A 21,115-nucleotide genomic window follows, 5' to 3' on the forward strand; every position below is an offset into this window, starting at 1 on the left:
GATGACACATGATCGCTCTGTCGCTCGCCGAGATCGCCGAGATCCTGGACGGTGAGCTGCGCCCGGCCGGTGCGGACTCCGCGCAGACCGTCGTCCGCGGCCCCGTCGACACGGACTCGCGGGAGATGACCCCGGGGGCGATCTTCGTCGCCAAGCCCGGCGAGGTCACGGATGGCCATCTGTTCGTCGACGCCGCGGTCGCCGCGGGGGCGGTGCTCGCGATCGTCGAGCGTCCGGTCGAGACCGAGGTCTCGCAGATCGTCGTCGCCGATGCCGTGCAGGCACTCGCCGACCTCGCGCGCGCGGTGGTCGCGCGAGTGCGCGCCGCCGGCCGGCTGAGGATCGTGGGGATCACCGGGTCGAACGGCAAGACCACGACCAAGAACTTCCTCGCCCGCATCCTCGCCGACGAGGGCGAGACCGTGGCGCCCATCCGGTCGTACAACAACGAGGTGGGCGCGCCCCTGACCATGCTGCGCGTCACCGAGCGCACCCGCTACCTGGTGTGCGAGTTCGGCGCCGCGGGGCAGGGCGGCATCGCCCATCTGGCGGGTCTCGTGGAACCCGATGCGGCAGTGGTGCTCATGGTCGGCCTCGCCCACGCCGGCGGCTTCGGGAGCATCGAGTCGACGGCACGGGCGAAATCCGAACTCCTCCAGGTCGCCCGTCCGGGCGGGACCGCCGTGCTCAACATCGATGACCCGCGGGTATGGGCCATGCGCGCGGTCGCCGAGGATCGCGGCCTGGCCGTGGTCGGCTTCGGGCAGGGCGAGGGCGCCGTCGTGCGCGCGGAGGACGTCGTGGTCACGGCCTCGGGCACCTCGTGCACGGTCGTGCACGCCGACGAGCGATTCCCCCTGCAGCTGCAGGTGCTCGGTGCGCACCACATCGGCAACGCGCTGGCGGCCATCGCCGCGGCGGGCGTGCTCGGTGTGCCGGCATCCGTCGCCGCGGCGCGCCTCGAGACCGTGGAGATCGCCGAGCGGTGGCGCATGCAGCCGATGGGCAATGAGCGCGTGCGCATCATCAACGACGCTTACAACGCCAGCCCGGACTCCATGGCCGCGGCCCTGCGCACACTCGCACAGATCACCGGACCGGGAGAGCGCACGGTCGCCGTGCTGGGCGCGATGACCGAGCTGGGGGAGTACGCGGGCGAGGAGCACGATCGGATCGGCCTGCTGGCGGTGCGCCTGAACATCCGTCGCATCGTGGTGGTGGGCCCGGAGGCCCGGCGCCTGTACCTCGCCGTCGTCGGCGAAGGATCATGGGACAGCGAGGCCGTGCACCTGCCCGATCAGGACGCCGCTTTCGAGTACCTGCGAGGCGAGCTGCGCGACGGCGACCGCGTGCTCGTGAAGTCGTCCAACTCCGTGGGGCTCCGGCATCTCGGCGATCGTCTGGGAGAATTGTTCTCGTGAGGTCCCTGCTTATGGCGACGGCGATATCGCTCGCCTTCTCGCTCTTCCTGACGCCCGTGTTCCTGAAGCTGTTCCGCAGGGTCGGCTGGGGTCAGGTGATCCGCACGCCCGAGGACATCGCCAACCCCAGTCACGAGGCCAAGCGCGGCACCCCCACCATGGGCGGCGTGATCTTCATCATCGGCACCATCCTCGGCTATTTCGTGGGGACGTTCTTCGGCGGCACCACGCCCGCGCTCTCGGCCATCCTCGTGCTGTGGCTCATGGTGGGCTTCGGTGTGGTGGGTTTCATCGACGACTACATGAAGGTGCGCAGCCAGCGCAGCCTCGGGCTGTCGGGGTGGCGCAAGGTCGTCGGACAGCTCGTCGTGCTCATCCCGTTCGGCATCGTGGCACTGAACTTCCCCAACTCCCTCGGGCAGTACCCCGCCAGCGGCTATGTCTCGCTGTTCCGCGACATCTCCTGGCTGAACCTGTTCGTCTTCGGCACGGTGCTCGGCTGGATCCTCTATCTCATCTGGATCTCGGTGATCGGCGTCGCCACCTCCAACAGCGTCAACCTCACCGACGGTCTGGACGGCCTCGCCGCCGGCTCCGGCGTGCTCGTGGTCGGATCGTACGGGCTCATCGCCTTCTGGCAGTTCAAGCAGTCCTGCATCGGCGAGGGCATGAACGCCATGGGCTGCTACGAGGTGCGCGAGCCGCTGAACCTCGCCACCGTGGCGGCGGCGTTCGCGGGCGGGCTGATCGGGTTCCTGTGGTGGAACGCACCCAAGGCGAAGGTGTTCATGGGCGACGTCGGCTCGATGGCCATCGGAGGCGTCGTCACAGCGCTCGCCATCCTCACCCGCACCGAACTGCTGCTGCTGGTCATCGCCGGCATCTTCGTGATCTCCTCCGGCTCGGTGATCCTGCAGCGCGCGTACTTCAAGCTCACCCGCGGCAAGCGGCTGTTCCTGATGAGCCCCTTCCACCACCATCTCGAGATGCGCGGCTGGGCGGAGGTCACGATCGTCGTGCGGCTGTGGATCATCGCGGGTCTGCTGGCGGCATCCGCCGTCGGACTCTTCTACGTGGACTGGTTCGCCCAGGCCTCGAACGGCTGACGGGCATGAGCGACACCGCGCGCCTGGACGGACTCATCAGCTGGCACTCCGACTGGGCAGGACTCCGCGTCGCCGTCCTCGGACTGTCCGTGACCGGCTTCTCCGCCGCCGACACCCTCACCGAGCTCGGTGCCGAGGTGCTCGTCCTCTCCGAGGACGCCGCAGAGGAGTACGCGCGCCTCGTGCCGGTCATCGGCGCGCGACTGGTTCTCGGCCCGCTCGATGCGCCGCCGGAGGCGCTGCGCGCCTTCGAGCCGGATGTGATCATCGCATCGCCGGGCTTCGCCCCCTCGCACCCGGTCATCGCATGGGCGCGGGCGGCCGACATCGCCCTGTGGGGCGATGTCGAACTCGCCTGGCGGCTGCGCGACAAGGTGCTGCGTCCGGACGGAACTCCCGCCGAATGGGTGCTCATCACCGGCACCAACGGCAAGACCACGACCACGCAGATCACGGCCACTCTGCTGCAGGCGGGCGGACTGCGGGCGGCGCCGTGCGGCAACATCGGCGTCCCAGTGCTCGACGCGATCCGCGACCCGAGCGGCTTCGACGTGCTGGTCGTCGAGCTCTCCAGCCATCAGCTGTGGTACCTCGGGCTGTCCGCGCCCGCCGGCCAGCCCGTCCCGTACGCCGCCACCTGCCTCAACCTCGCCGACGACCACCTCGTCTGGCACGGCGGCGCCGCGGCGTACCGCGCGGCCAAGGCGCTCGTGTACCGGCACACGAAGGTCGCCTGCGTCTACAACAGGGACGATGCCGCCACCCGGGAGATGGTGGAGGAGGCGGATGTCGTCGAGGGCGCCCGCGCGATCGGCTTCGGGCTGGGCACCCCCGGGCCGAGCGACCTCGGAACCGTCGACGGCATCCTCGCCGACCGGGCCTTCCACGACGACCGGCGCCACAGCGCGCTGGAGCTGACGACGCTGGAGGAGCTGCACGCCGTGGGGCTGTCCGCCCCGCACATCGTGCAGAACATCCTCGCGGCATCCGCACTGGCCCGCTCCCTGGGCGTCGAGCCCGCCGCGATCCACGACGCCCTGCAGAGGTTCGCCCTCGACGCGCATCGCATCCAGATCGTGGCCGAGCATCGCGGCATCCGCTGGGTGGACGACTCCAAGGCCACCAATCCGCACGCCGTGGCGTCCTCGCTGCGGGCGTACCCGGGTGCGGTGTGGATCGTCGGCGGCGATCTCAAGGGCGTGGAGATCGACGACCTCGTCGCCCATGCAGGCAGCACGGCGGGCGGGGCGATCGTCATCGGCGTCGACCGCGAGCCGGTCCTGGCGGCATTCCGGCGACACGCGCCGCACGTGCCGGTGTCGGAGGTGGTCCCTGGCGACACTGGAGAGGTCATGGACCGCGTGGTGGAGATCGCGGCGGGGATGATCGACGGCGAGGGGACGGTCCTGCTGGCCCCGGCCGCCGCATCCTTCGACCAGTTCCGCAGCTACGCGGACCGTGGGGAGCGCTTCGCGAGGGCGGTGCGCGAGTGGATCGGACGGGGGAGCACGGATGACGCAGACGGCTCGCCCGACGCGCGCTGACGGCTCCGCCCCGGGACGGGGACTCGCCGCGCGCGTGTCGCTCGGCAGGCGGTTCGCACCGCCGTCGGTCGAGTTCGTGATGATCGCCTCCACCGCGGTGGTGCTCACGCTCTTCGGCGTGGTCATGGTGCTCTCGGCCACGAGCGCCAACCCGACCGCACCGCTGGAGGCCGCGCTCAAGCAGGGCGTGTTCGCCCTCGTCGGCATCCCGCTGATGCTCCTGGTGAGCAGACTCCCCGTGTCGTTCTTCGGACGGATCGCATGGCCGGCGCTGATCGTGGCCGTGCTGTTCCAGCTGCTCGTCTTCGTGCGCGGCGTCGGGGTCTCCTCCTACGGGAACCGGAACTGGATCAACATCGCCGGGGTCCAGCTGCAGCCCTCGGAGTTCCTCAAGCTCGCCCTCGCCATCTGGATCGCCTTCGTGCTGCTGCGCAAGCAGGCCCGCCTGGGCACGTGGCATCAGGTGTTCATCCCCGTCGTCCCGGTGTCCGTCCTCGCCATCGGCACGGTCATCGCCGGAGGGGACCTGGGCACCGTCATGGTGCTCGTGCTCATCGTGCTCGGCTGCCTGTTCTTCTCCGGCGCGAAGCTGCGACTGTTCATCCTGCCCATGCTGATCGGCGCTGTCGCCGTGACGGGATTCGCACTCACGAGCGACAACCGGATGAAGCGCATCCTCGCCGCCTTCAATCCCGAGGCCTGCAACCCGAACGTCGAGTGCTACCAGGCCGTGCACGGCATGTGGGGGATGGCCAACGGCGGCTTCTTCGGCCTGGGACTGGGCAACTCGCAGGAGAAGTACTGGCTGCCCGCGGCGTCCAACGACTACATCTTCGCGATCATCGGCGAGGAGCTGGGCCTGCTCGGCTGTCTGCTGGTGCTCGTGCTGTTCGGGGTCTTCGCCGTCGGCGTGTTCCGCATCATCCGCCGGAGCGCGGACCCCTTCATCCGCGTCGCCGCGGGCGGCATCGTCGTGTGGGTCGTCGGCCAGGCGCTGTTCAACATCGGCGTCGTGCTGCGCGTGCTGCCCGTGATGGGCGTGCCGCTGCCGTTCATGTCCCAGGGAGGGACGGCGCTGCTGTCGGTCATGATCGCCTGCGGCGTGCTGCTCTCCTTCGCCCGCACCGTCCCCATGGCTGCGAAGGGCGCGCCCGCCCCGCCGCGGACCGCCGGCGCGGCGCGAAAGGGTAGGGTCACGGAGTGACCACCTATCTTCTGGCCGGCGGGGGCACCGCCGGCCATGTCAATCCGCTGCTGGCCGTGGCGGACCTGCTCCGCGACCGGGACGGTGACACCGTGCTGGTGCTGGGCACCAGGGAGGGTCTGGAGGCGCGGCTGGTGCCCGCTCGCGGCTACCGGCTGCTGACCGTCGACAAGGTGCCCTTCCCCCGACGCCCGAACCGCGCCGCGCTGACGTTTCCGATGCGATTCCGGCGGGCCGTCGCGCAGGTGCGTGCGCACATCCGCGAGCATGCGGTGGACGCGGTCGTCGGGTTCGGCGGCTACGCCTCCGCTCCGGCGTACGTGGCCGCGCGGCGTGAGCGGATCCCGTTCGTCGTCCACGAGGCCAACGCCCGGCCGGGACTGGCGAACGTGCTGGGCGCCCGTCGGGCATCCGCCGTCGGCGTGGCCTTCGAGGGGACCCCGCTCAAGCGAGGAGAGCTGGTCGGCATGCCGCTGCGTCGGGAGGTCGTCGAGCTCGACCGCGCCGCCGCCAGGGCGGAGGCGGCCGAGGAGTTCGGCCTGGACGCCGAGCGCCCCGTACTGCTGGTCTTCGGCGGCTCGCTGGGCGCTCAGCGTCTCAACGACGCCTTCGCCGGCTCCTGGCAGGACGTGCTGGACGCCGGTTGGCAGCTGCTGCACGTCACGGGGGAGCGCAGCGACCTGGCGGATCCGGCGGCGCCGGGATACACCCTGCGCCGCTACGTCGACCGGATGGATCTCGCCTTCGCCCTCGCCGACCTGATCGTCTCCCGCTCGGGCGCGGCGACGGTCAGCGAGATCAGCGCCCTGGGGCTTCCCGCGCTGTACGTGCCCTATTCCGTCGGCAACGGCGAGCAGCGTCTGAACGCCGGATCGGCGGTCGCCGCGGGCGCCGCCGTGCTGCTGGACGACGCGACCTTCGATGCGGATGCCGTGCGCTCGCAGGTCGTCCCGCTGCTGAGCGATCCCGACCGGATCACGCGGATGGCGGAGGCCGCCCGGCGCGTCGGAACCCGTACGGGGACCGAGAACCTCGTCGCGCTCATCGATCGCGCACTCGCGGAAAAGTAGACTGGGGCCGACATGATCAGACCCGACCTCACCCTCCCGATCCCCGAGACCATCACCTCCGCGCACTTCATCGGCATCGGCGGATCCGGGATGAGCGGACTCGCGCGGATGTTCCTCGACGCCGGCATCCGCGTCTCCGGATCGGACCGCGCCGACAGCGCGAATCTGCGCGCACTGGCCGCGGCCGGCGCGACCGTCCATGTCGGCCATGATGCCGCGCATCTGGGCGACGCCGACACCGTCGTGCACACCGGAGCGATCTGGCCGGAGAACCCCGAGTTCATCACGGCCAAGGAGCGCGGGCTGCACGTCATCCACCGCTCGCAGGCCCTGCACTGGCTCATCGGCGGACGCCGTCTGGCGTCCGTCGCGGGCGCGCACGGCAAGACCACCTCCACGGGCATGCTGATCACGGCCCTGCAGGCGCTGGGCGCGGACCCGAGCTTCGTCAACGGGGGAGTGATCGAGCAGCTGGGCGTCTCCAGCGCGTCCGGTTCCGATGAGCTGTTCGTCATCGAGGCCGACGAATCCGACGGCACCTTCCTGCTGTACGACACCTCGGTCGCGCTCATCACCAACGTCGACCCGGACCATCTGGACTTCTTCGGCTCCGAGGATGCCTTCTACGACGCCTTCGTGCGCTTCGGGAACGAGGCGCACGAGGCCGTCGTCATCTCGGCGGATGACCCCGGGGCACGGCGCGTGCACGCGGGACTGACGCACGCGAACATCATCACGTTCGGGCGCGCCGCGGATGCCGATCTCCGCATCGCCGACATCGACACGACCGGTCCCGTCTCCGCCACGCTCGTGCACGGCGCCGAGACCGTGCGGATGCGGCTGGCCGTCCCCGGCGCGCACAACGCGATCAACGCCGCGGGAGCGGTCGCCGTGCTCATGACGCTCGGATACGGCCTCGCCGATGCGGCGGGCGCTGTGGAGGGCTTCGCCGGCACCGTGCGCCGGCTCGAGCTGCACGGGGAGGCGCGCGGCGTCCGCGTGTACGACGACTACTCGCACCATCCGACGGAGGTCCGCGCCGCGCTGGAAGCCATGCGCGGCATCGCCGGCTCCGGTCGTCTGATCGCGATCCAGCAGCCGCACACCTACTCCCGCACGCAGCACATGTACCGGGAGTTCGCCCGGGTGCTCGAGGAGCTCGCCGACCACACCGTGATGCTGGACGTCTACGGTGCGCGCGAGGATCCCGTGCCCGGGGTGACGGGCGAACTGGTCAGCGGCGCGTTCGCCGACCAGACGCACGTGCACTACGTGCCGGACTGGCAGCAGGCCGCCGACTACACCGCGCAGGTCGCGCATGACGGCGACGTCGTCGTGACCCTCGGCTGCGGCAACGTGTACCAGATCATCCCGCAGGTGCTCGACTCCCTCCGGCGCGTCCCCGAGGTCTGAGACATGCGACGCCCGGCTCCGCTTCCGGCTCCCGCGGAGGAGCCGGCCGAGACCACGGCCGCCGCGTCGCGGCCGCGCCGGCGGTGGCCGCGCGCGAGCGCGGACGCGGCCGGTCGCGTCGGGGCGGAAGGTGCGGATGCCGGGAGCGCGCGCGCCGTCGGAACGGATGCCGTCGTCGGGACGTCGACGCCGGACGCGGTCCGCCCGCCCGTCGCGGCGGACGACGCGACGCCCACGATCCCCGTGGAACCCGTCGATCTCGTCGCGGCGGCGGAGGCGCTCGCCTCCGCCGAGATTCCGGCCGCTCCCATCAGCAGCGGTGACGTGTGGCGCGCGGCCCGTGCGCGGCGCAGGGCCCTTCGTGCGGAGATCCGTCGTTTCACGCAGCGCTCCCGGCGTCGGCGGATCATCTGGTGGAGCACGACCGGAGCCCTCGGCGTGCTCCTGGTCGGCAGCGTGGGCGCGGCGTACAGCCCGCTGTTCGCCGTCGAGACGATCACGGTCACGGGCACGCGGGCCATGGATCGCACCACCGTGCAGCAGGCGCTGTCCGCGCAGATCGGCACTCCGCTCGCGCTGGTCGACTCTGACGAGGTGCGGGCTGCGTTGACGGAGTTCCCGCTCATCGAGTCGTACGCGGTGGAGGCGCATCCCCCGCACGACCTGGTGGTGCGGATCGTCGAGCGCACGCCGGTCGGCGTCATCCGCACGGACGGCGGCTACACGCTCGTCGATGCGGCGGGTGTGGAGCTGGCTGCCGGTGCCGACAGGCCTGAGGGGCAGCCCGTCCTGTCGGTCGCCGGAGGCACGGACACCGCGGCGTTCCGCAGCGCAGGACAGGTGGTGCGGTCCCTGCCCGGTGACCTGCGGGGGCAGGTCGCCGAGGTCAGGGCCTCCACGATGGATGACGTGACACTGGTGCTCGCCGACGGCAAGAGCGTCGTGTGGGGCAGCGCGGAGGAGTCGGCGCTGAAGGCGCTGGTGCTCGTGGCGCTCATCGACAACTCGCCGGGTTCCCGCTCCTTCGACGTCTCGGCGCCGGGCGTCCCGGTGGTCCGCTGAGCGCACTCCGTCGCGCCCGGGGCGCCGCGTCCCGCGCGCACGGGACGCGTCGTCCGGGGGATCGTGACGACACGCCGTGTCGGTGCGCGCGCACGCCCGGCTTGCGCCTACCGTCGATGACGAGAACGCAATACCGGGAAATAGTTTAACCCTCTCGTTGAGGTTTAAGGTTTATCCCTCGTCAGGCTCGAATAACGGAGGCCGGCCATGAGCCAGAACCAGAACTACCTCGCCGTGATCAAGGTCGTCGGCGTCGGCGGTGGCGGCGTCAACGCCGTCAACCGGATGATCGAACTCGGGCTGCGCGGGGTCGAGTTCATCGCCGTCAACACCGATGCCCAGGCGTTGCTGATGAGCGATGCGGACGTCAAGCTCGATGTGGGCCGCGAGCTCACCCGCGGGCTCGGCGCCGGAGCCGATCCCGAGGTGGGTCGGCGCGCGGCAGAGGACCACGCCGAGGAGATCGAGCAGGCGCTGACGGGGGCCGACATGGTGTTCGTCACCGCGGGCGAGGGCGGTGGCACCGGCACCGGCGGTGCACCCGTCGTGGCGCGCATCGCCAAGTCGATCGGCGCGCTGACGATCGGCGTGGTGACCAAGCCGTTCTCCTTCGAGGGCCGCCGTCGCCAGAGCCAGGCGGAGGCCGGTGTCGCCAAGCTGAAGGAGGAGGTGGACACCCTCATCGTCGTGCCCAACGACCGCCTCCTGGAGATCAGCGACCGGGGGATCTCGATGATCGAGGCCTTCGCCACCGCCGACCAGGTGCTCCTCGCCGGTGTCCAGGGCATCACCGACCTCATCACCACCCCGGGGCTGATCAACCTCGACTTCGCCGACGTGAAGTCGGTCATGCAGGGCGCCGGCTCCGCCCTGATGGGCATCGGCTCCGCCCGCGGCGCCGACCGCGCCATCAAGGCCGCCGAGCTGGCTGTCGAGTCGCCGCTGCTGGAGGCCTCCATCGAGGGGGCGCACGGCGTGCTGCTGTCGATCCAGGGCGGGTCGAATCTCGGCATCTTCGAGATCCACGACGCCGCGGAGCTCGTCAAGGAGGCCGCGCACCCGGAGGCCAACATCATCTTCGGCACCGTCATCGACGACACACTCGGCGACGAGGTGCGCGTGACGGTGATCGCAGCGGGCTTCGACGGCGGCGAGCCCTCGCCGAGACTGGAGCCGCTGGACCTCAAGCGCCCTGTGGCGAACACGCTGCCGGAGGTTCGTCTGGACGAGGATGCCGAGGACGAGAGTCCCGAGCCCGTCCGCGCTCCCGTGCCGGTGACGTCGACGTCCGCCTTCGATGCCGACATCGACGACGACGACATCGACATCCCCGAGTTCCTGAAGTGAGCAAGCGACTTCCGGCTCCTCGCCGGAGGTCACGACACGCCCGCCGAACCGCGCGGCAATCACCGGGCGGCGCCTCGGCCGGGGCTAACCTTTCAACCAGACCAGCCCGTACCGTTCGAACCGGAGGACACGATGGGTAACCCGCTGAAGAAGACCATGGTGTATCTCGGCCTCGCCGACGAGGAGGAGAACTACGAGGAGGAGACTGCGCCCGCCCCGGCTCGTGCCTCCCGCGAGCGCGAGGAGCAGGCGCCCGCGCCGGTGACTCCGCTGCGCCGGCCGACGGCCGTCAGGCAGCCCGCCGCGGGTGCGGTCAATGAGATCCTCACTGTCCACCCCAAGCAGTACCGCGACGCGCAGATCATCGCTGAGAACTTCCGCGAGGGAGTGCCGGTGATCATCAACTTGTCGCAGATGAGCGATGCCGACGCCCGCCGTCTCATCGACTTCGCCAGTGGGCTCTCCCTGGGGCTGTACGGACGCATCGAGAGGGTCACCAGCAAGGTGTTCCTGCTCTCTCCCGAGAACATTGCGGTGTCCGGGCAGGGTGGTCTGGCACAGGCGGGATCCGCCTCCTTCGACTCCTGACCTTGGGCACCCTCCTCGGCGTCATCGGCGGCATCGCGGAGACGGTGCTGACGCTGTACTTCCTCGTTCTCATCGCGCGGCTGGTGCTGGATCTGGTGCCGCTGTTCAATCGGGAGTGGCGGCCGAAGGGCGCGGGACTCGTGCTGGCAGAGCTCGTGTATACGCTGACCGACCCGCCGATCCGATTCTTCCGACGGCTGGTCCCGCCGCTGCGCATGGGCACGATCTCGCTGGATTTCGGTATCACCCTGACCCTGATCGTCCTGCTCGTCCTGATGACCATCGCACGGGCTCTGTGAACGCCGCAGCACCATGTCCCGCCATCGCGCGGCACAGACTGGGGGGCTATGCTTGGCTCCCAGACGCGCGGTGCGGGTAAGCCTGCGCGTTCGAAGCACAACGCGCCATCTTCACGGCTGGCGAGAAGAACTCACCGAAAGAGGAGCCACCCATGGCACTTACCCCGGATGACGTCGTCCACAAGGAGTTCCAGCACGTCCGATTCAAGGACGGTTTCGACCCCGAAGAGGTCGACGACTACCTCGATGAGATCGTCGTTGAGTGGCGCAAGACCATCGAGGAGAACAACGACCTCAAGGCGAAGCTCGCGGCGTTCGAGTCCGGCCAGCACACCGCTCCCGTCGCCGCGGCCCCTGCCGCCGAGGCCCCGGCCACATCGACCGCGTCCGCCACGGGCACCTCTGCGGGCATCATCGAGCTCGCTCAGCGTCTGCACGACGAGCACGTCGCGGAGGGAGAGGCCAAGCGTCGTCAGCTCATCGCGGACGCCGAGGCCGAGGTGGCGCGCATCCGCTCCGCGGCGGAGGCCAAGCAGCGCGAGGAGGCCGTGCGTCTCGAGCGCGAGCGCAACACCCTCGAGGGCCGTATCACCGAGCTGCGCGAGTTCGAGCGCGACTACCGCGGCAAGCTGCGCGCGATGATCGAGGGGCAGCTGCGCGACCTCGACCAGAAGACCTCCTCGGACTCGACCCCGGTCTCGGCCATCGGCCTGTAGGTCACTCTTGACAGGACGTCGTCCCCTTCGTCGGTCGGCGGCCGGTGCGATCGTCGCGATCCTCGCGGCGCTCGTGCTGGTCGCCGATCAGTCTGTGAAGCAGCTCACCATCGCACACCTCCCGTCCCAGGAGACGGTCCCGGTGCTGGGCGAGTTCCTCCAGTTGTTCTACATCCGCAACTCCGGCGCGGCGTTCTCGATCGGCGCCGGGATGACGTGGATCTTCACGATCGCGCTCGTCGTCGTCGCCGGTGTCATCGTCTGGAAGACCATCGGCGTGCGCTCCCGGCTGTGGGCCGTGGTGCTCGGCGGTCTGCTGGGCGGCGTCCTCGGCAATCTCACCGACCGGCTGCTCCGAGATCCGGGCTTCGCGGTCGGTCATGTCGTCGACATGATCTCCATGCCGTGGATGATCCCCGCGGTGTTCAACGTGGCCGACGTCTTCATCGTCACAGGCATGATCTCCGTCGCTCTGCTGGTGGTCACCGGACTCCGACTGGACGGCACTCGAGAACGCGATCATGCGCAGCCCGACGACGCAGGCGGTGCCGAGGACGATGCGGCTCCGGGGTCCGAGTCCGCCGCGAGCGGGGCGTGAGGATGCCCTCTCGCAGCCTGCCCGTGCCCGACGGGCTGGAGGGCGCGAGGGTCGACGCCGCCCTGGCGAAGATGCTCGGCTTCTCCCGCACCTTCGCCGCCGAGATCGCGGAGTCTGGCGGGGTGATCCTCGACGGCGTCGTCCTGGGCAAGTCCGATCGGCTGCGTGCGGGGGCGTGGCTGGAGGTGACGTGGACTCCGCGGGAGGAGCCGCGGATCGTCCCGCTCGCCGTCCCCGAACTGGGGATCGTGCACGACGACGACGAGATCGTCGTCGTCGACAAGCCCACCGGCGTCGCCGCCCACCCGTCCGTCGGCTGGGAGGGCCCGACGGTGGTGGGTGCACTGGCCGCTGCAGGATTCCGCATCGCCACCAGCGGTGCGCCCGAGCGTCAGGGCGTCGTGCATCGTCTGGATGTCGGCACCAGCGGCCTCATGGTGGTCGCCAAGACCGAGTCCGCGTACACGGCCCTCAAACGGGCCTTCAAGGAGCGCACCGTCGAGAAGGTGTACCACGCCGTCGTGCAGGGGCATCCGGATCCGCTCACCGGAACGATCGACGCGCCCATCGGCAGAGATCCCCGTCACCACTGGAGGTTCGCGGTCGTCGCCGACGGGAAGCCGTCGGTGACCCACTACGAGACGCTCGAGGCGTTCCCGGGGGCCTCGCTGCTGGAGATCCGCCTCGAGACCGGCCGCACGCACCAGATCCGCGTGCACATGGCCGCGCATCGACATCCGTGCGTCGGCGACCCGCTGTACGGCGCCGACCCCACCCTGTCGGCGAGGCTCGGCCTCACGAGGCAGTGGCTGCATGCGCATCGGCTCGCGTTCACGCATCCGGCCTCGGGGGAGTGGGTGCGATTCGAGTCGCCGTATCCCGCCGATTTCCGCCATGCGCTTGAGGTGCTCGACCCGGGCCGTTCGGAGGACGCCTGAGCGCACGCCCGTGCGCCGCGCCGCGAGGCCGGACTCCCGGGCAGGGGGAACGGGGTTCGGGACGGGTGGGGAGGGGCCCGGGTAGGCTCGGATCATGGCCTCCGACTCCTTCGTGCACCTGCATGTCCACAGCGAGTACTCCATGCTGGACGGCGCGGCCAAGATCAGCTCGATGACCAAGGCCGCCGCCGATTACGGGATGCCCGCGATCGCCGTCACCGACCATGGCAACACGTTCGCCGCGTACGAGTTCTACAATGCGGCGAAGGCCGCCGGGGTCAAGCCGATCATCGGCCTCGAGGCGTACGTCACCCCCGGCACCCACCGCAGTGACAAGTCCCGGGTCGCGTGGGGGTCGCCCGATCAGAAGAGCGACGACGTCTCGGGCTCCGGCGCGTACACGCACATGACGCTGTGGAGCGAGACGACACCGGGGATGCACAACCTGTTCCGGCTGAGCTCGCGCTCGAGCCTGGAAGGCTACTACTTCAAGCCGCGGATGGACCGTGAGCTGCTGCAGACCTACAGCGACGGCCTCATCGCGACCACGGGATGCCCGTCGGGGGAGATCCAGACCCGCCTGCGTCTGGGGCAGTACGACGCGGCCCGTGCGGCGGCTGCGGAGTTCCAGGACATCTTCGGCAAGGAGAACTACTTCTGCGAGATCATGGACCACGGTCTGTCGATCGAGCGGCGCGTGACCTCCGACCTGCTGCGGCTGGCCAAGGACCTGGGCATCCCCCTCGTCGCCACCAACGACTCGCACTACACGCACCAGCACGAGGCCGACGCGCACGAGGCGCTGCTGTGCGTGCAGTCCGGGTCGACCATGGATGACCCCAACCGGTTCAAGTTCGACGGCGACGGCTACTACATCAAGACGGCGCAGGAGATGCGCCAGCTCTTCCGCGACCACCCCGAGGCCTGCGACAACACGCTGCTGATCGCCGAGCGCTGCCAGGTCGAGTTCGACACCGAGGCGAACTACATGCCGAGCTTCCCCGTCCCGGAGGGGGAGACCGAGGAGAGCTGGCTGGTCAAGGAGGTCGAGCGCGGGCTGCACTACCGCTACCCGGACGGCATCCCCGGCGAGGTGCGCGAGCGCGCCGAGTACGAGCTGGGCATCATCCTGCAGATGAAGTTCCCCGGCTACTTCCTCGTGGTGGCCGACTTCATCAACTGGGCCAAGGACCACGGCATCCGCGTCGGTCCGGGCCGGGGATCGGGCGCCGGGTCGATGGTCGCCTACGCGATGAGGATCACCGATCTGGACCCGCTCCGGCACGGTCTCATCTTCGAGCGCTTCCTCAACCCGGATCGCGTGTCCATGCCCGACTTCGACGTCGACTTCGACGACCGCCGCCGCGGCGAGGTCATCGACTACGTCACGGAGAAGTACGGCGACGACCGCGTCGCGCAGATCGTCACCTACGGCACCATCAAGTCCAAACAGGCGTTGAAGGACGCCGGCCGTGTGCTGGGCTTCCCGTTCAGCATGGGCGACCGGCTCACCAAGGCCATGCCGCCCGCGGTGATGGGCAAGGACATGCCCCTCAGCGGCATGTACGACTCCACGCACCCGCGCTACAAGGAGGCCAGCGAGTTCCGCGCGCTCATCGACACCGACCCGGAGGCGAAGACGGTCTTCGACCGCGCGCTGGGGCTGGAGGGGCTGAAACGGCAGTGGGGCGTGCACGCCGCCGGCGTGATCATGTCCTCGCATCCGCTGCTGGACATCGTGCCGATCATGAAGCGCGAGCAGGACGGTCAGATCGTCACGCAGTTCGACTACCCGTCCTGCGAGTCGCTCGGGCTGATCAAGATGGACTTCCTGGGGCTGCGCAACCTCACGATCATCTCGGACGCGCTGGACAACATCCGCACCAACCGCGGTGAGGAGCTCGATCTGGAGCACCTCACGATCGAGGACCGCGGGGCGTACGAGCTGCTCGCCCGCGGCGACACCCTGGGCGTGTTCCAGCTCGACGGCGGTGCCATGCGCGCGCTGCTGCGCCTGATGAAGCCGGACAACTTCGAGGACATCTCCGCCGTCATCGCGCTGTATCGTCCTGGCCCCATGGGCGCGAACTCGCACACCAACTACGCCCTGCGCAAGAACGGGCAGCAGGAGATCACCCCCATTCACCCCGAGCTCGAGGAGCCGCTGCGGGAGATCCTCGAGGGCACGTACGGGTTGATCATCTACCAGGAGCAGGTGATGGCCATCGCGCAGAAGGTGGCGGGGTTCACTCTCGGCCAGGCGGACATCCTGCGGCGCGCGATGGGCAAGAAGAAGAAGTCCGAGCTGGACAAGCAGTACGCGGGCTTCCACCAGGGGATGCTGGACCGCGGGTTCAGCGAGGAGGCCATCAAGGCGCTCTGGGACATCCTGCTGCCGTTCTCCGACTACGCGTTCAACAAGGCGCACTCCGCCGCGTACGGGCTGGTGTCCTACTGGACCGCGTACCTGAAGGCGCACTACCCGGCCGAGTACATGGCCGCGCTGCTGACGAGCGTCGGCGATTCCAAGGACAAGATGGCGCTGTACCTGAATGAATGCCGCCGCATGGGCATCAGGGTGCTGCCGCCGGACGTCTCCGAGTCGATCAACTTCTTCGCCGCCGTCGGCGAGGACATCCGCTTCGGTCTCGGCGCGGTGCGCAACGTCGGCGGCAACGTCGTCGAAGGCATCATCAGTGCACGGCAGGAGGGCCCCTACACCTCCTTCCATGACTTCCTCGACCGCGTACCGCTGCACGTGGCGAACAAGCGCACCGTGGAATCGCTCATCAAGGCGGGGGCCTTCGACTCGATGGGCGACACCCGTCGCGCCCTGCTGGAGATCCACGAGGACGCCGTCGAGGCGGCGGTGGACCGCAAGCGCAACGAGGCGCAGGGGGCCATCGGCTTCGACTTCGACAGCCTGTACGACGACATGGACCAGGCGCCGCCGGCGAAGGTCCCGGAGCGACCGGAGTGGGTCAAGAAGGACAAGCTCGCCTTCGAGCGGGAGATGCTCGGGCTGTACGTCTCCGATCATCCGCTGGCAGGGCTGGAGGTGCCGCTGGCCCGGCACGCGTCCATCTCCATCCACGACCTTCTCACCTCGGAGGACCTGCAGGACGGTGACCAGGTGACGGTGGCGGGGTTGGTCACCGGCGTCCAGCACCGGGTGGCCAAGGCCAGCGGGAACCCGTACGGCATGATCTCCGTCGAGGATTTCGACGGGGAGATCACGGTCATGTTCATGGGCAAGACCTACACGGAGTTCCAGCATCTGCTGCAGCAGGATGCGATCCTCGCCGTCCGCGGTCGTGTGTCGCGCAGGGACGACGGCATGAACCTGCACGCGCAGTCCGCGTTCGCCCCCGACATCGGCTCCTTCGACGCGGCCGGTCCGCTGTCCCTCCTCGTCGCCGAGCAGCGCGCCACGGAGCGCACCATGACGGATCTCGCCGAGGTGCTGCGACGGCATGCCGGCGACACTGAGGTGCTGTTGCGTGTGCACCGGGGCGGGTCCGCGAAGGTGTTCGAGGTGCCGATGCCGGTGACGGTCTCGGCGGACCTCTTCGGCGATCTGAAGTCGCTGCTCGGGCCCGCATGCCTGGGGTGACCCGGGGGCGCGTCTGAAACGTCGCCCAGGCTGTGCGCAGGACCCTGGGTAGTATCGGGTCTCGCAGGGTGAAGCGATGCGAGGAGAGGACCCGCTGGATGAGCACCGGACGTGCGGAGGAGTCCACCGATGACGCGGTGCGCACCCAGGAGCAGCTGGAGCCCGAGTACGGGATCCTCGGATTCACGCTGCGCGAGCTGATCATCCTCGTCGCATGGGCGGTGTCGTTCGTCGTCTCGTTCTTCCCGGTGGCGGCGCTGGGCTCGACGGTGTGGGTGAGCGGGATCGACTGGATCCTCACGATCGGCGTGCCCACGGCCGCCGTCTTCCTCCTCGTGCTGCGCAGATTCTCCCCCGAGGGCATTCGCAGGGTCGGGTCCCTGGGCATCGACCAGTTCGCCTCCGTGGCGGTCTCGGTGTCCGCGACCGTGTGGGTGCAGCTGATCTGGCGGCAGACCGCCGCGATCGTGCAGACAGGGGTCTTCACGATCGGGTGGGTGCCGATCGTCGCCGCGGTCGCCGCACTCGCCCTCGTCGCGTCGACGGTGTTCGCGCCGCTGATCCCGCGACTGCGCGACGACTTCGAGGGGCGCGCGGAGACGCTCGCGCACCGCAACGCGAATCCCGTGCGACCCGTCATCCCGCGGACGCGGCGCCCGGCATCGCGCGCCGCTGCGCTCCCGGACGCGGTGCCGTCGGATGTGACGGATGCCGGGGGCACGACTGTCCTTCCGGACGCACCGTCCCCCGCGGCGCACGATGATGTCGATGACGATACGCGGCCGCGTGCGCAATTCCCGTTCCTCGGCGGCGGAGTCCTGCTCGCCGAGGGCCCGTCCGCGGCGGCCGCGGACCCGCTTCCCGCCGTCGGAGACGGCAGCGCTCCGGCTGGTGCCCCGGCGGGCGGCCGGGCGGAGATGGACGGCGATGTCGCGGATGCCGATGGACGCGAGAACGGGACGGCGTACACCGATCCGATCGAAGCGCTGGATGAGATCTTCGCCGCCAACGGGCTGGGAGTCACCTCCGAACCTGACGAGGAGCGGGCGCCGCGAGGTCTGCTGCGTCGCAACAGAAGCGCTCAGCCGCGCACGGCCGACCAGGAGGCGAATCCGTTCTGGATCCTCGCCGGAACCGAGCGCGACGTCCTCGACGAGCAGGGGCAGCCGCTGTTCCGCATCGGCCCGGAGGCCTGGGCCCTGGTCATCGAGGACCGCGGTGGGGCGTACGTCGTCCGACATGACGACGGCCGCATCGGCTTTCTGCACGACATCACCGGCATCACGAAAGGCTGACACATTGCGCACCATCGATCTCCGCGGGAAGAGCCTCGCCCCCGCGGACATGCTCGCCGTTGTTCCCCGTGCCGCACAGGCACGGGCCGAAGCCCTGGCGACCGCCGCGCAGATCGTCGATGACGTCCGCACGGCGGGCGAGAGCGCGCTGCGTGATCAGGCCGAGAGGTTCGACCACGTCGTCGGACACGCGATCCGGGTGCCCGCCGAGCACCTCGCCGAAGCACTGGAGTCCGTGGATCCCGAGGTGCGCACGGCCCTCGAGAACGCGATCGGACGGGTGCGCAGGGGATCCGCCGCACAGGTGCCCGCCGCGCACATCACCGAGCTCGGTCCGGGTGCGCGCATCATCCAGCGCTGGCAGCCCGTAGGACGCGCCGGCGTCTACATCCCCGGAGGGAAGGCGCCGCTGGCTTCCAGCGTCGTGATGAACGTCGTCCCCGCGCAGGTCGCCGGAGTCGGCAGCATCGCCCTCGCCTCCCCGCCGCAGGCCGGCCACGGCGGGCGGGTGCACCCGACGATCCTCGCCGCCGCCGCGCTGCTGGGCATCGACGAGGTGTACGCCATCGGCGGCGCGGGTGCCATCGGAGCGCTGGCGTACGGAGTGGCGGGGCTCGGACTCGATCCGGTCGACGTCGTCTCCGGACCGGGGAACAACTACGTCGCCTCCGCCAAGCGCGCCGTCGCCGGCGCCGTGGGCACGGACTCGGAGGCCGGCGCCACGGAGATCCTCGTCGTGGCGGACGACACGGCGGACCCGGACCTGGTCGCCGCCGACCTCGTCAGCCAGGCGGAGCACGACGAGCAGGCATCGGCCGTGCTCGTGACCGATTCCGTCGAGCTCGCGGACCGTGTGGCGGATGCCGTCGCACGCCGTGCTTCCGACACCCTGCACGCGCAGCGCGTCGCCGCGGCTCTGGCGGGCCCGCAGTCGGCGATCGTCCTGGTCGACGACCGAGGCATGGCGGAGGCGTTCAGCAACGCTTACGCTCCCGAGCATCTGGAACTGCACATCGCGGGCGCCGCCGAGGCCGCCGAGCGGTTCACGAGCGCAGGCGCCGTCTTCGTCGGCGACCAGACCCCGGTCAGCCTCGGGGACTACATGGCGGGCAGCAACCACGTGCTGCCCACGGGCGGACAGGCGCGGTACGCCGCCGGACTGGGGGCGTACACGTTCCTGCGCCCCCAGCAGGTGATCGAGTACGACCACGCTGCGCTCGACCAGGTGCGCGAGGGCGTCATCGCGCTCTCGGCCGCGGAGATCCTGCCCGCGCACGGGGAAGCCGTGCAGGCGCGGTTCGCCGAGCGCTCCGTGCGCGTGGACCGCCGGTAGGCTGGGAGATCATGCACTGCCCTTTCTGCCGGCATCCGGACTCCCGCGTCATCGATTCCCGTACGAGCGATGACGGCCTGTCCATACGCCGGCGCAGGCAGTGCCCGGAGTGCGGCGGACGGTTCTCGACCACGGAGACGGCGAGCCTGATGGTCATCAAACGGTCCGGGGTGCTCGAGCCGTTCAGCCGCGACAAGGTCGTCGCGGGCGTTCGCAAGGCCTGCCAGGGGCGTCCGGTCACCGATGCCGACCTCGCCGTGCTCGCGCAGCAGGTCGAGGAGGCCGTCCGCCAGACCGGTGTGTCGCAGCTGGACACCAATGAGATCGGCCTCACCATCCTCGGCCCGCTGCGCGACCTCGACGAGGTCGCGTATCTGCGCTTCGCCAGCGTCTATCAGGGATTCGACTCGCTGGACGACTTCGAGCGCGCCATCGGCGAGCTGCGCGCAGACCATGCCACGGCGGAGTCGCCGCTCGCGGACCGATAGCCTGGCAGTGATGTACCCGCTGCTCTTCCGCCACGTCCTCTCCCGTCTCGACCCCGAATTCGCGCACCACGTCGCGATGACGGTGATCCGTGCGCTCGGCGTTCGGCCGTTCTCCTGGGTGGCGCGTGCGATCACTGCCCCGCATCCGGAGCTGCAGGTGCAGGCGCTGGGCCGCACCTTCCCATCGCCGTTCGGCATCGCGGCGGGCTTCGACAAGAACGCCGTGGGCGTGCGGGGCCTCGACGCGCTGGGATTCGGACACATCGAGGTCGGCACGGTGACCGCCGTTCCGCAGGAGGGCAACCCCCGGCCGCGGCTGTTCCGACTCGTGCCCGATCGTGCGGTCATCAACCGGATGGGGTTCAACAACGAGGGTGCGGCCGCTGCTGCCGCCCGGCTGAAGACGCTGCGACGTCGCGCACCGCGTGCCGTGATCGGGGCGAACATCGGCAAGAGCAGGGTCGTGGCGGTCGAGGACGCCCTCGACGACTACGTCGCATCCGCCGCGCTGCTCGCGCCGCTGGCCGACTATCTGGCCGTGAACGTGTCCTCGCCGAACACCCCGGGACTGCGCGGGCTCCAGGCCGTCGACGCGCTCGCGCCGCTGCTCCGTGCGGTCAAGACCGCGGCGGGGGAGACGCCCCTGCTGGTGAAGATCGCGCCCGACCTGAGCGACGACGAGATCTCGGCCATCGCGCGACTGGCCGTCGACGAGGGACTCGCCGGCATCATCACCCACAACACGACCATCGGTCGGGAGGGGTTGCGCACGGACCCCGCGGTCGTGGCGGCCGCCGGCGCCGGCGGCCTGTCGGGGGCGCCCCTGAAGGAGCGCTCGCTCGAGGTGCTCGCCGTCGTGCGCGCCGTCGTACCGGCGGAGTTCTGCGTGATCGCCGTGGGAGGCGTGGAGACCGCCGAGGACGTGCAGAAGCGGCTGGACGCCGGCGCGACCCTCGTGCAGGGGTACACGGCTTTCCTGTACCGCGGGCCGTTGTGGGCCCGGCAGATCAACAGGGGACTGCACCGCTGAGCAGGGTCGAGCCGTCGACCGCGGTCTGCGCTGTCGAGCCGCACCTGCGA

18 protein-coding genes are annotated in these 21,115 nt (G+C 69.9%); all 18 read left to right on the forward strand.

The genetic code is table 11. The features are described from left to right. Positions 1 to 8: 8 nt before the first annotated feature. The 18 genes from ABD770_RS11705 (at position 9) to ABD770_RS11790 (ending at position 21,065) form a co-directional block, all read left to right on the forward strand. Entirely contained in the window at positions 9 to 1,421 is a 1,413-nt protein-coding gene (locus ABD770_RS11705; RefSeq protein ID WP_344819737.1) for a UDP-N-acetylmuramoyl-tripeptide--D-alanyl-D-alanine ligase, read from the forward strand. Beyond that, positions 1,418 to 2,527 (forward strand): phospho-N-acetylmuramoyl-pentapeptide-transferase, encoded by a 1,110-nt coding sequence (gene mraY, locus ABD770_RS11710; protein WP_344819738.1) that lies wholly within the window; start codon positions 1,418 to 1,420, stop codon positions 2,525 to 2,527. The genes ABD770_RS11705 and mraY overlap by 4 nt, the downstream gene beginning before the upstream one ends. 5 nt (positions 2,528 to 2,532) lie before the next feature. Further along, positions 2,533 to 4,071, forward strand: coding sequence for a UDP-N-acetylmuramoyl-L-alanine--D-glutamate ligase (murD, locus tag ABD770_RS11715; protein ID WP_344819739.1), 1,539 nt, complete (start codon positions 2,533 to 2,535; stop codon positions 4,069 to 4,071). After that, positions 4,040 to 5,275, forward strand: coding sequence for a peptidoglycan glycosyltransferase FtsW (locus tag ABD770_RS11720; protein WP_344819740.1), 1,236 nt, complete (start codon positions 4,040 to 4,042; stop codon positions 5,273 to 5,275). The genes murD and ABD770_RS11720 overlap by 32 nt, the downstream gene beginning before the upstream one ends. Next, the gene (locus tag ABD770_RS11725) at positions 5,272 to 6,345 is read left to right on the forward strand and encodes a UDP-N-acetylglucosamine--N-acetylmuramyl-(pentapeptide) pyrophosphoryl-undecaprenol N-acetylglucosamine transferase (RefSeq protein WP_344819741.1); all 1,074 of its coding nucleotides are present in this window, start codon (positions 5,272 to 5,274) and stop codon (positions 6,343 to 6,345) included. The genes ABD770_RS11720 and ABD770_RS11725 overlap by 4 nt, the downstream gene beginning before the upstream one ends. Before the next feature lie 12 nt (positions 6,346 to 6,357). Further along, positions 6,358 to 7,758, forward strand: a complete 1,401-nt coding sequence (gene murC, locus ABD770_RS11730) for a UDP-N-acetylmuramate--L-alanine ligase (RefSeq protein WP_344819742.1) — start codon at positions 6,358 to 6,360, stop codon at positions 7,756 to 7,758. Between the two features lie 3 nt (positions 7,759 to 7,761). After that, positions 7,762 to 8,820 (forward strand): cell division protein FtsQ/DivIB, encoded by a 1,059-nt coding sequence (locus tag ABD770_RS11735; RefSeq protein ID WP_344819743.1) that lies wholly within the window; start codon positions 7,762 to 7,764, stop codon positions 8,818 to 8,820. 207 nt (positions 8,821 to 9,027) lie between these two features. Next, positions 9,028 to 10,167: a cell division protein FtsZ gene (ftsZ, locus tag ABD770_RS11740; RefSeq protein ID WP_344819744.1), complete on the forward strand. Its 1,140-nt coding sequence runs from the start codon at positions 9,028 to 9,030 to the stop codon at positions 10,165 to 10,167. A gap of 132 nt (positions 10,168 to 10,299) precedes the next feature. Next, entirely contained in the window at positions 10,300 to 10,755 is a 456-nt protein-coding gene (locus ABD770_RS11745; RefSeq protein ID WP_344819745.1) for a cell division protein SepF, read from the forward strand. A gap of 2 nt (positions 10,756 to 10,757) precedes the next feature. Beyond that, the gene (locus ABD770_RS11750; protein WP_344819746.1) at positions 10,758 to 11,054 is read left to right on the forward strand and encodes a YggT family protein; all 297 of its coding nucleotides are present in this window, start codon (positions 10,758 to 10,760) and stop codon (positions 11,052 to 11,054) included. Positions 11,055 to 11,206: 152 nt separating this feature from the next. Beyond that, positions 11,207 to 11,770 (forward strand): DivIVA domain-containing protein, encoded by a 564-nt coding sequence (locus tag ABD770_RS11755; RefSeq protein ID WP_344819748.1) that lies wholly within the window; start codon positions 11,207 to 11,209, stop codon positions 11,768 to 11,770. Positions 11,771 to 11,777: 7 nt separating this feature from the next. Continuing rightward, positions 11,778 to 12,368: a signal peptidase II gene (gene lspA / locus ABD770_RS11760; protein ID WP_344819749.1), complete on the forward strand. Its 591-nt coding sequence runs from the start codon at positions 11,778 to 11,780 to the stop codon at positions 12,366 to 12,368. Between the two features lie 2 nt (positions 12,369 to 12,370). Then, positions 12,371 to 13,306 carry an RluA family pseudouridine synthase gene (locus ABD770_RS11765; RefSeq protein ID WP_344819750.1) on the forward strand — a complete coding sequence of 312 codons (936 nt, stop codon included), beginning with the start codon at positions 12,371 to 12,373 and terminating at the stop codon, positions 13,304 to 13,306. A gap of 94 nt (positions 13,307 to 13,400) precedes the next feature. Then, the gene (gene dnaE / locus ABD770_RS11770; RefSeq protein WP_344819751.1) at positions 13,401 to 16,919 is read left to right on the forward strand and encodes a DNA polymerase III subunit alpha; all 3,519 of its coding nucleotides are present in this window, start codon (positions 13,401 to 13,403) and stop codon (positions 16,917 to 16,919) included. 98 nt (positions 16,920 to 17,017) lie between these two features. Then, the gene (locus ABD770_RS11775) at positions 17,018 to 18,214 is read left to right on the forward strand and encodes a hypothetical protein (RefSeq protein WP_344819752.1); all 1,197 of its coding nucleotides are present in this window, start codon (positions 17,018 to 17,020) and stop codon (positions 18,212 to 18,214) included. Next, positions 18,159 to 19,547, forward strand: coding sequence for a histidinol dehydrogenase (gene hisD / locus ABD770_RS11780; RefSeq protein WP_344819753.1), 1,389 nt, complete (start codon positions 18,159 to 18,161; stop codon positions 19,545 to 19,547). The genes ABD770_RS11775 and hisD overlap by 56 nt, the downstream gene beginning before the upstream one ends. 11 nt (positions 19,548 to 19,558) lie before the next feature. Next, positions 19,559 to 20,035 (forward strand): transcriptional regulator NrdR, encoded by a 477-nt coding sequence (nrdR, locus tag ABD770_RS11785; RefSeq protein ID WP_344819754.1) that lies wholly within the window; start codon positions 19,559 to 19,561, stop codon positions 20,033 to 20,035. A 10-nt stretch (positions 20,036 to 20,045) separates the two neighbouring features. Further along, positions 20,046 to 21,065, forward strand: a complete 1,020-nt coding sequence (locus ABD770_RS11790) for a quinone-dependent dihydroorotate dehydrogenase (RefSeq protein ID WP_344819756.1) — start codon at positions 20,046 to 20,048, stop codon at positions 21,063 to 21,065. Positions 21,066 to 21,115 lie beyond the last annotated feature (50 nt).

The organism is Microbacterium soli (genome assembly GCF_039539005.1).
Taxonomy (GTDB): Bacteria; Actinomycetota; Actinomycetes; order Actinomycetales; family Microbacteriaceae; genus Microbacterium; species Microbacterium soli.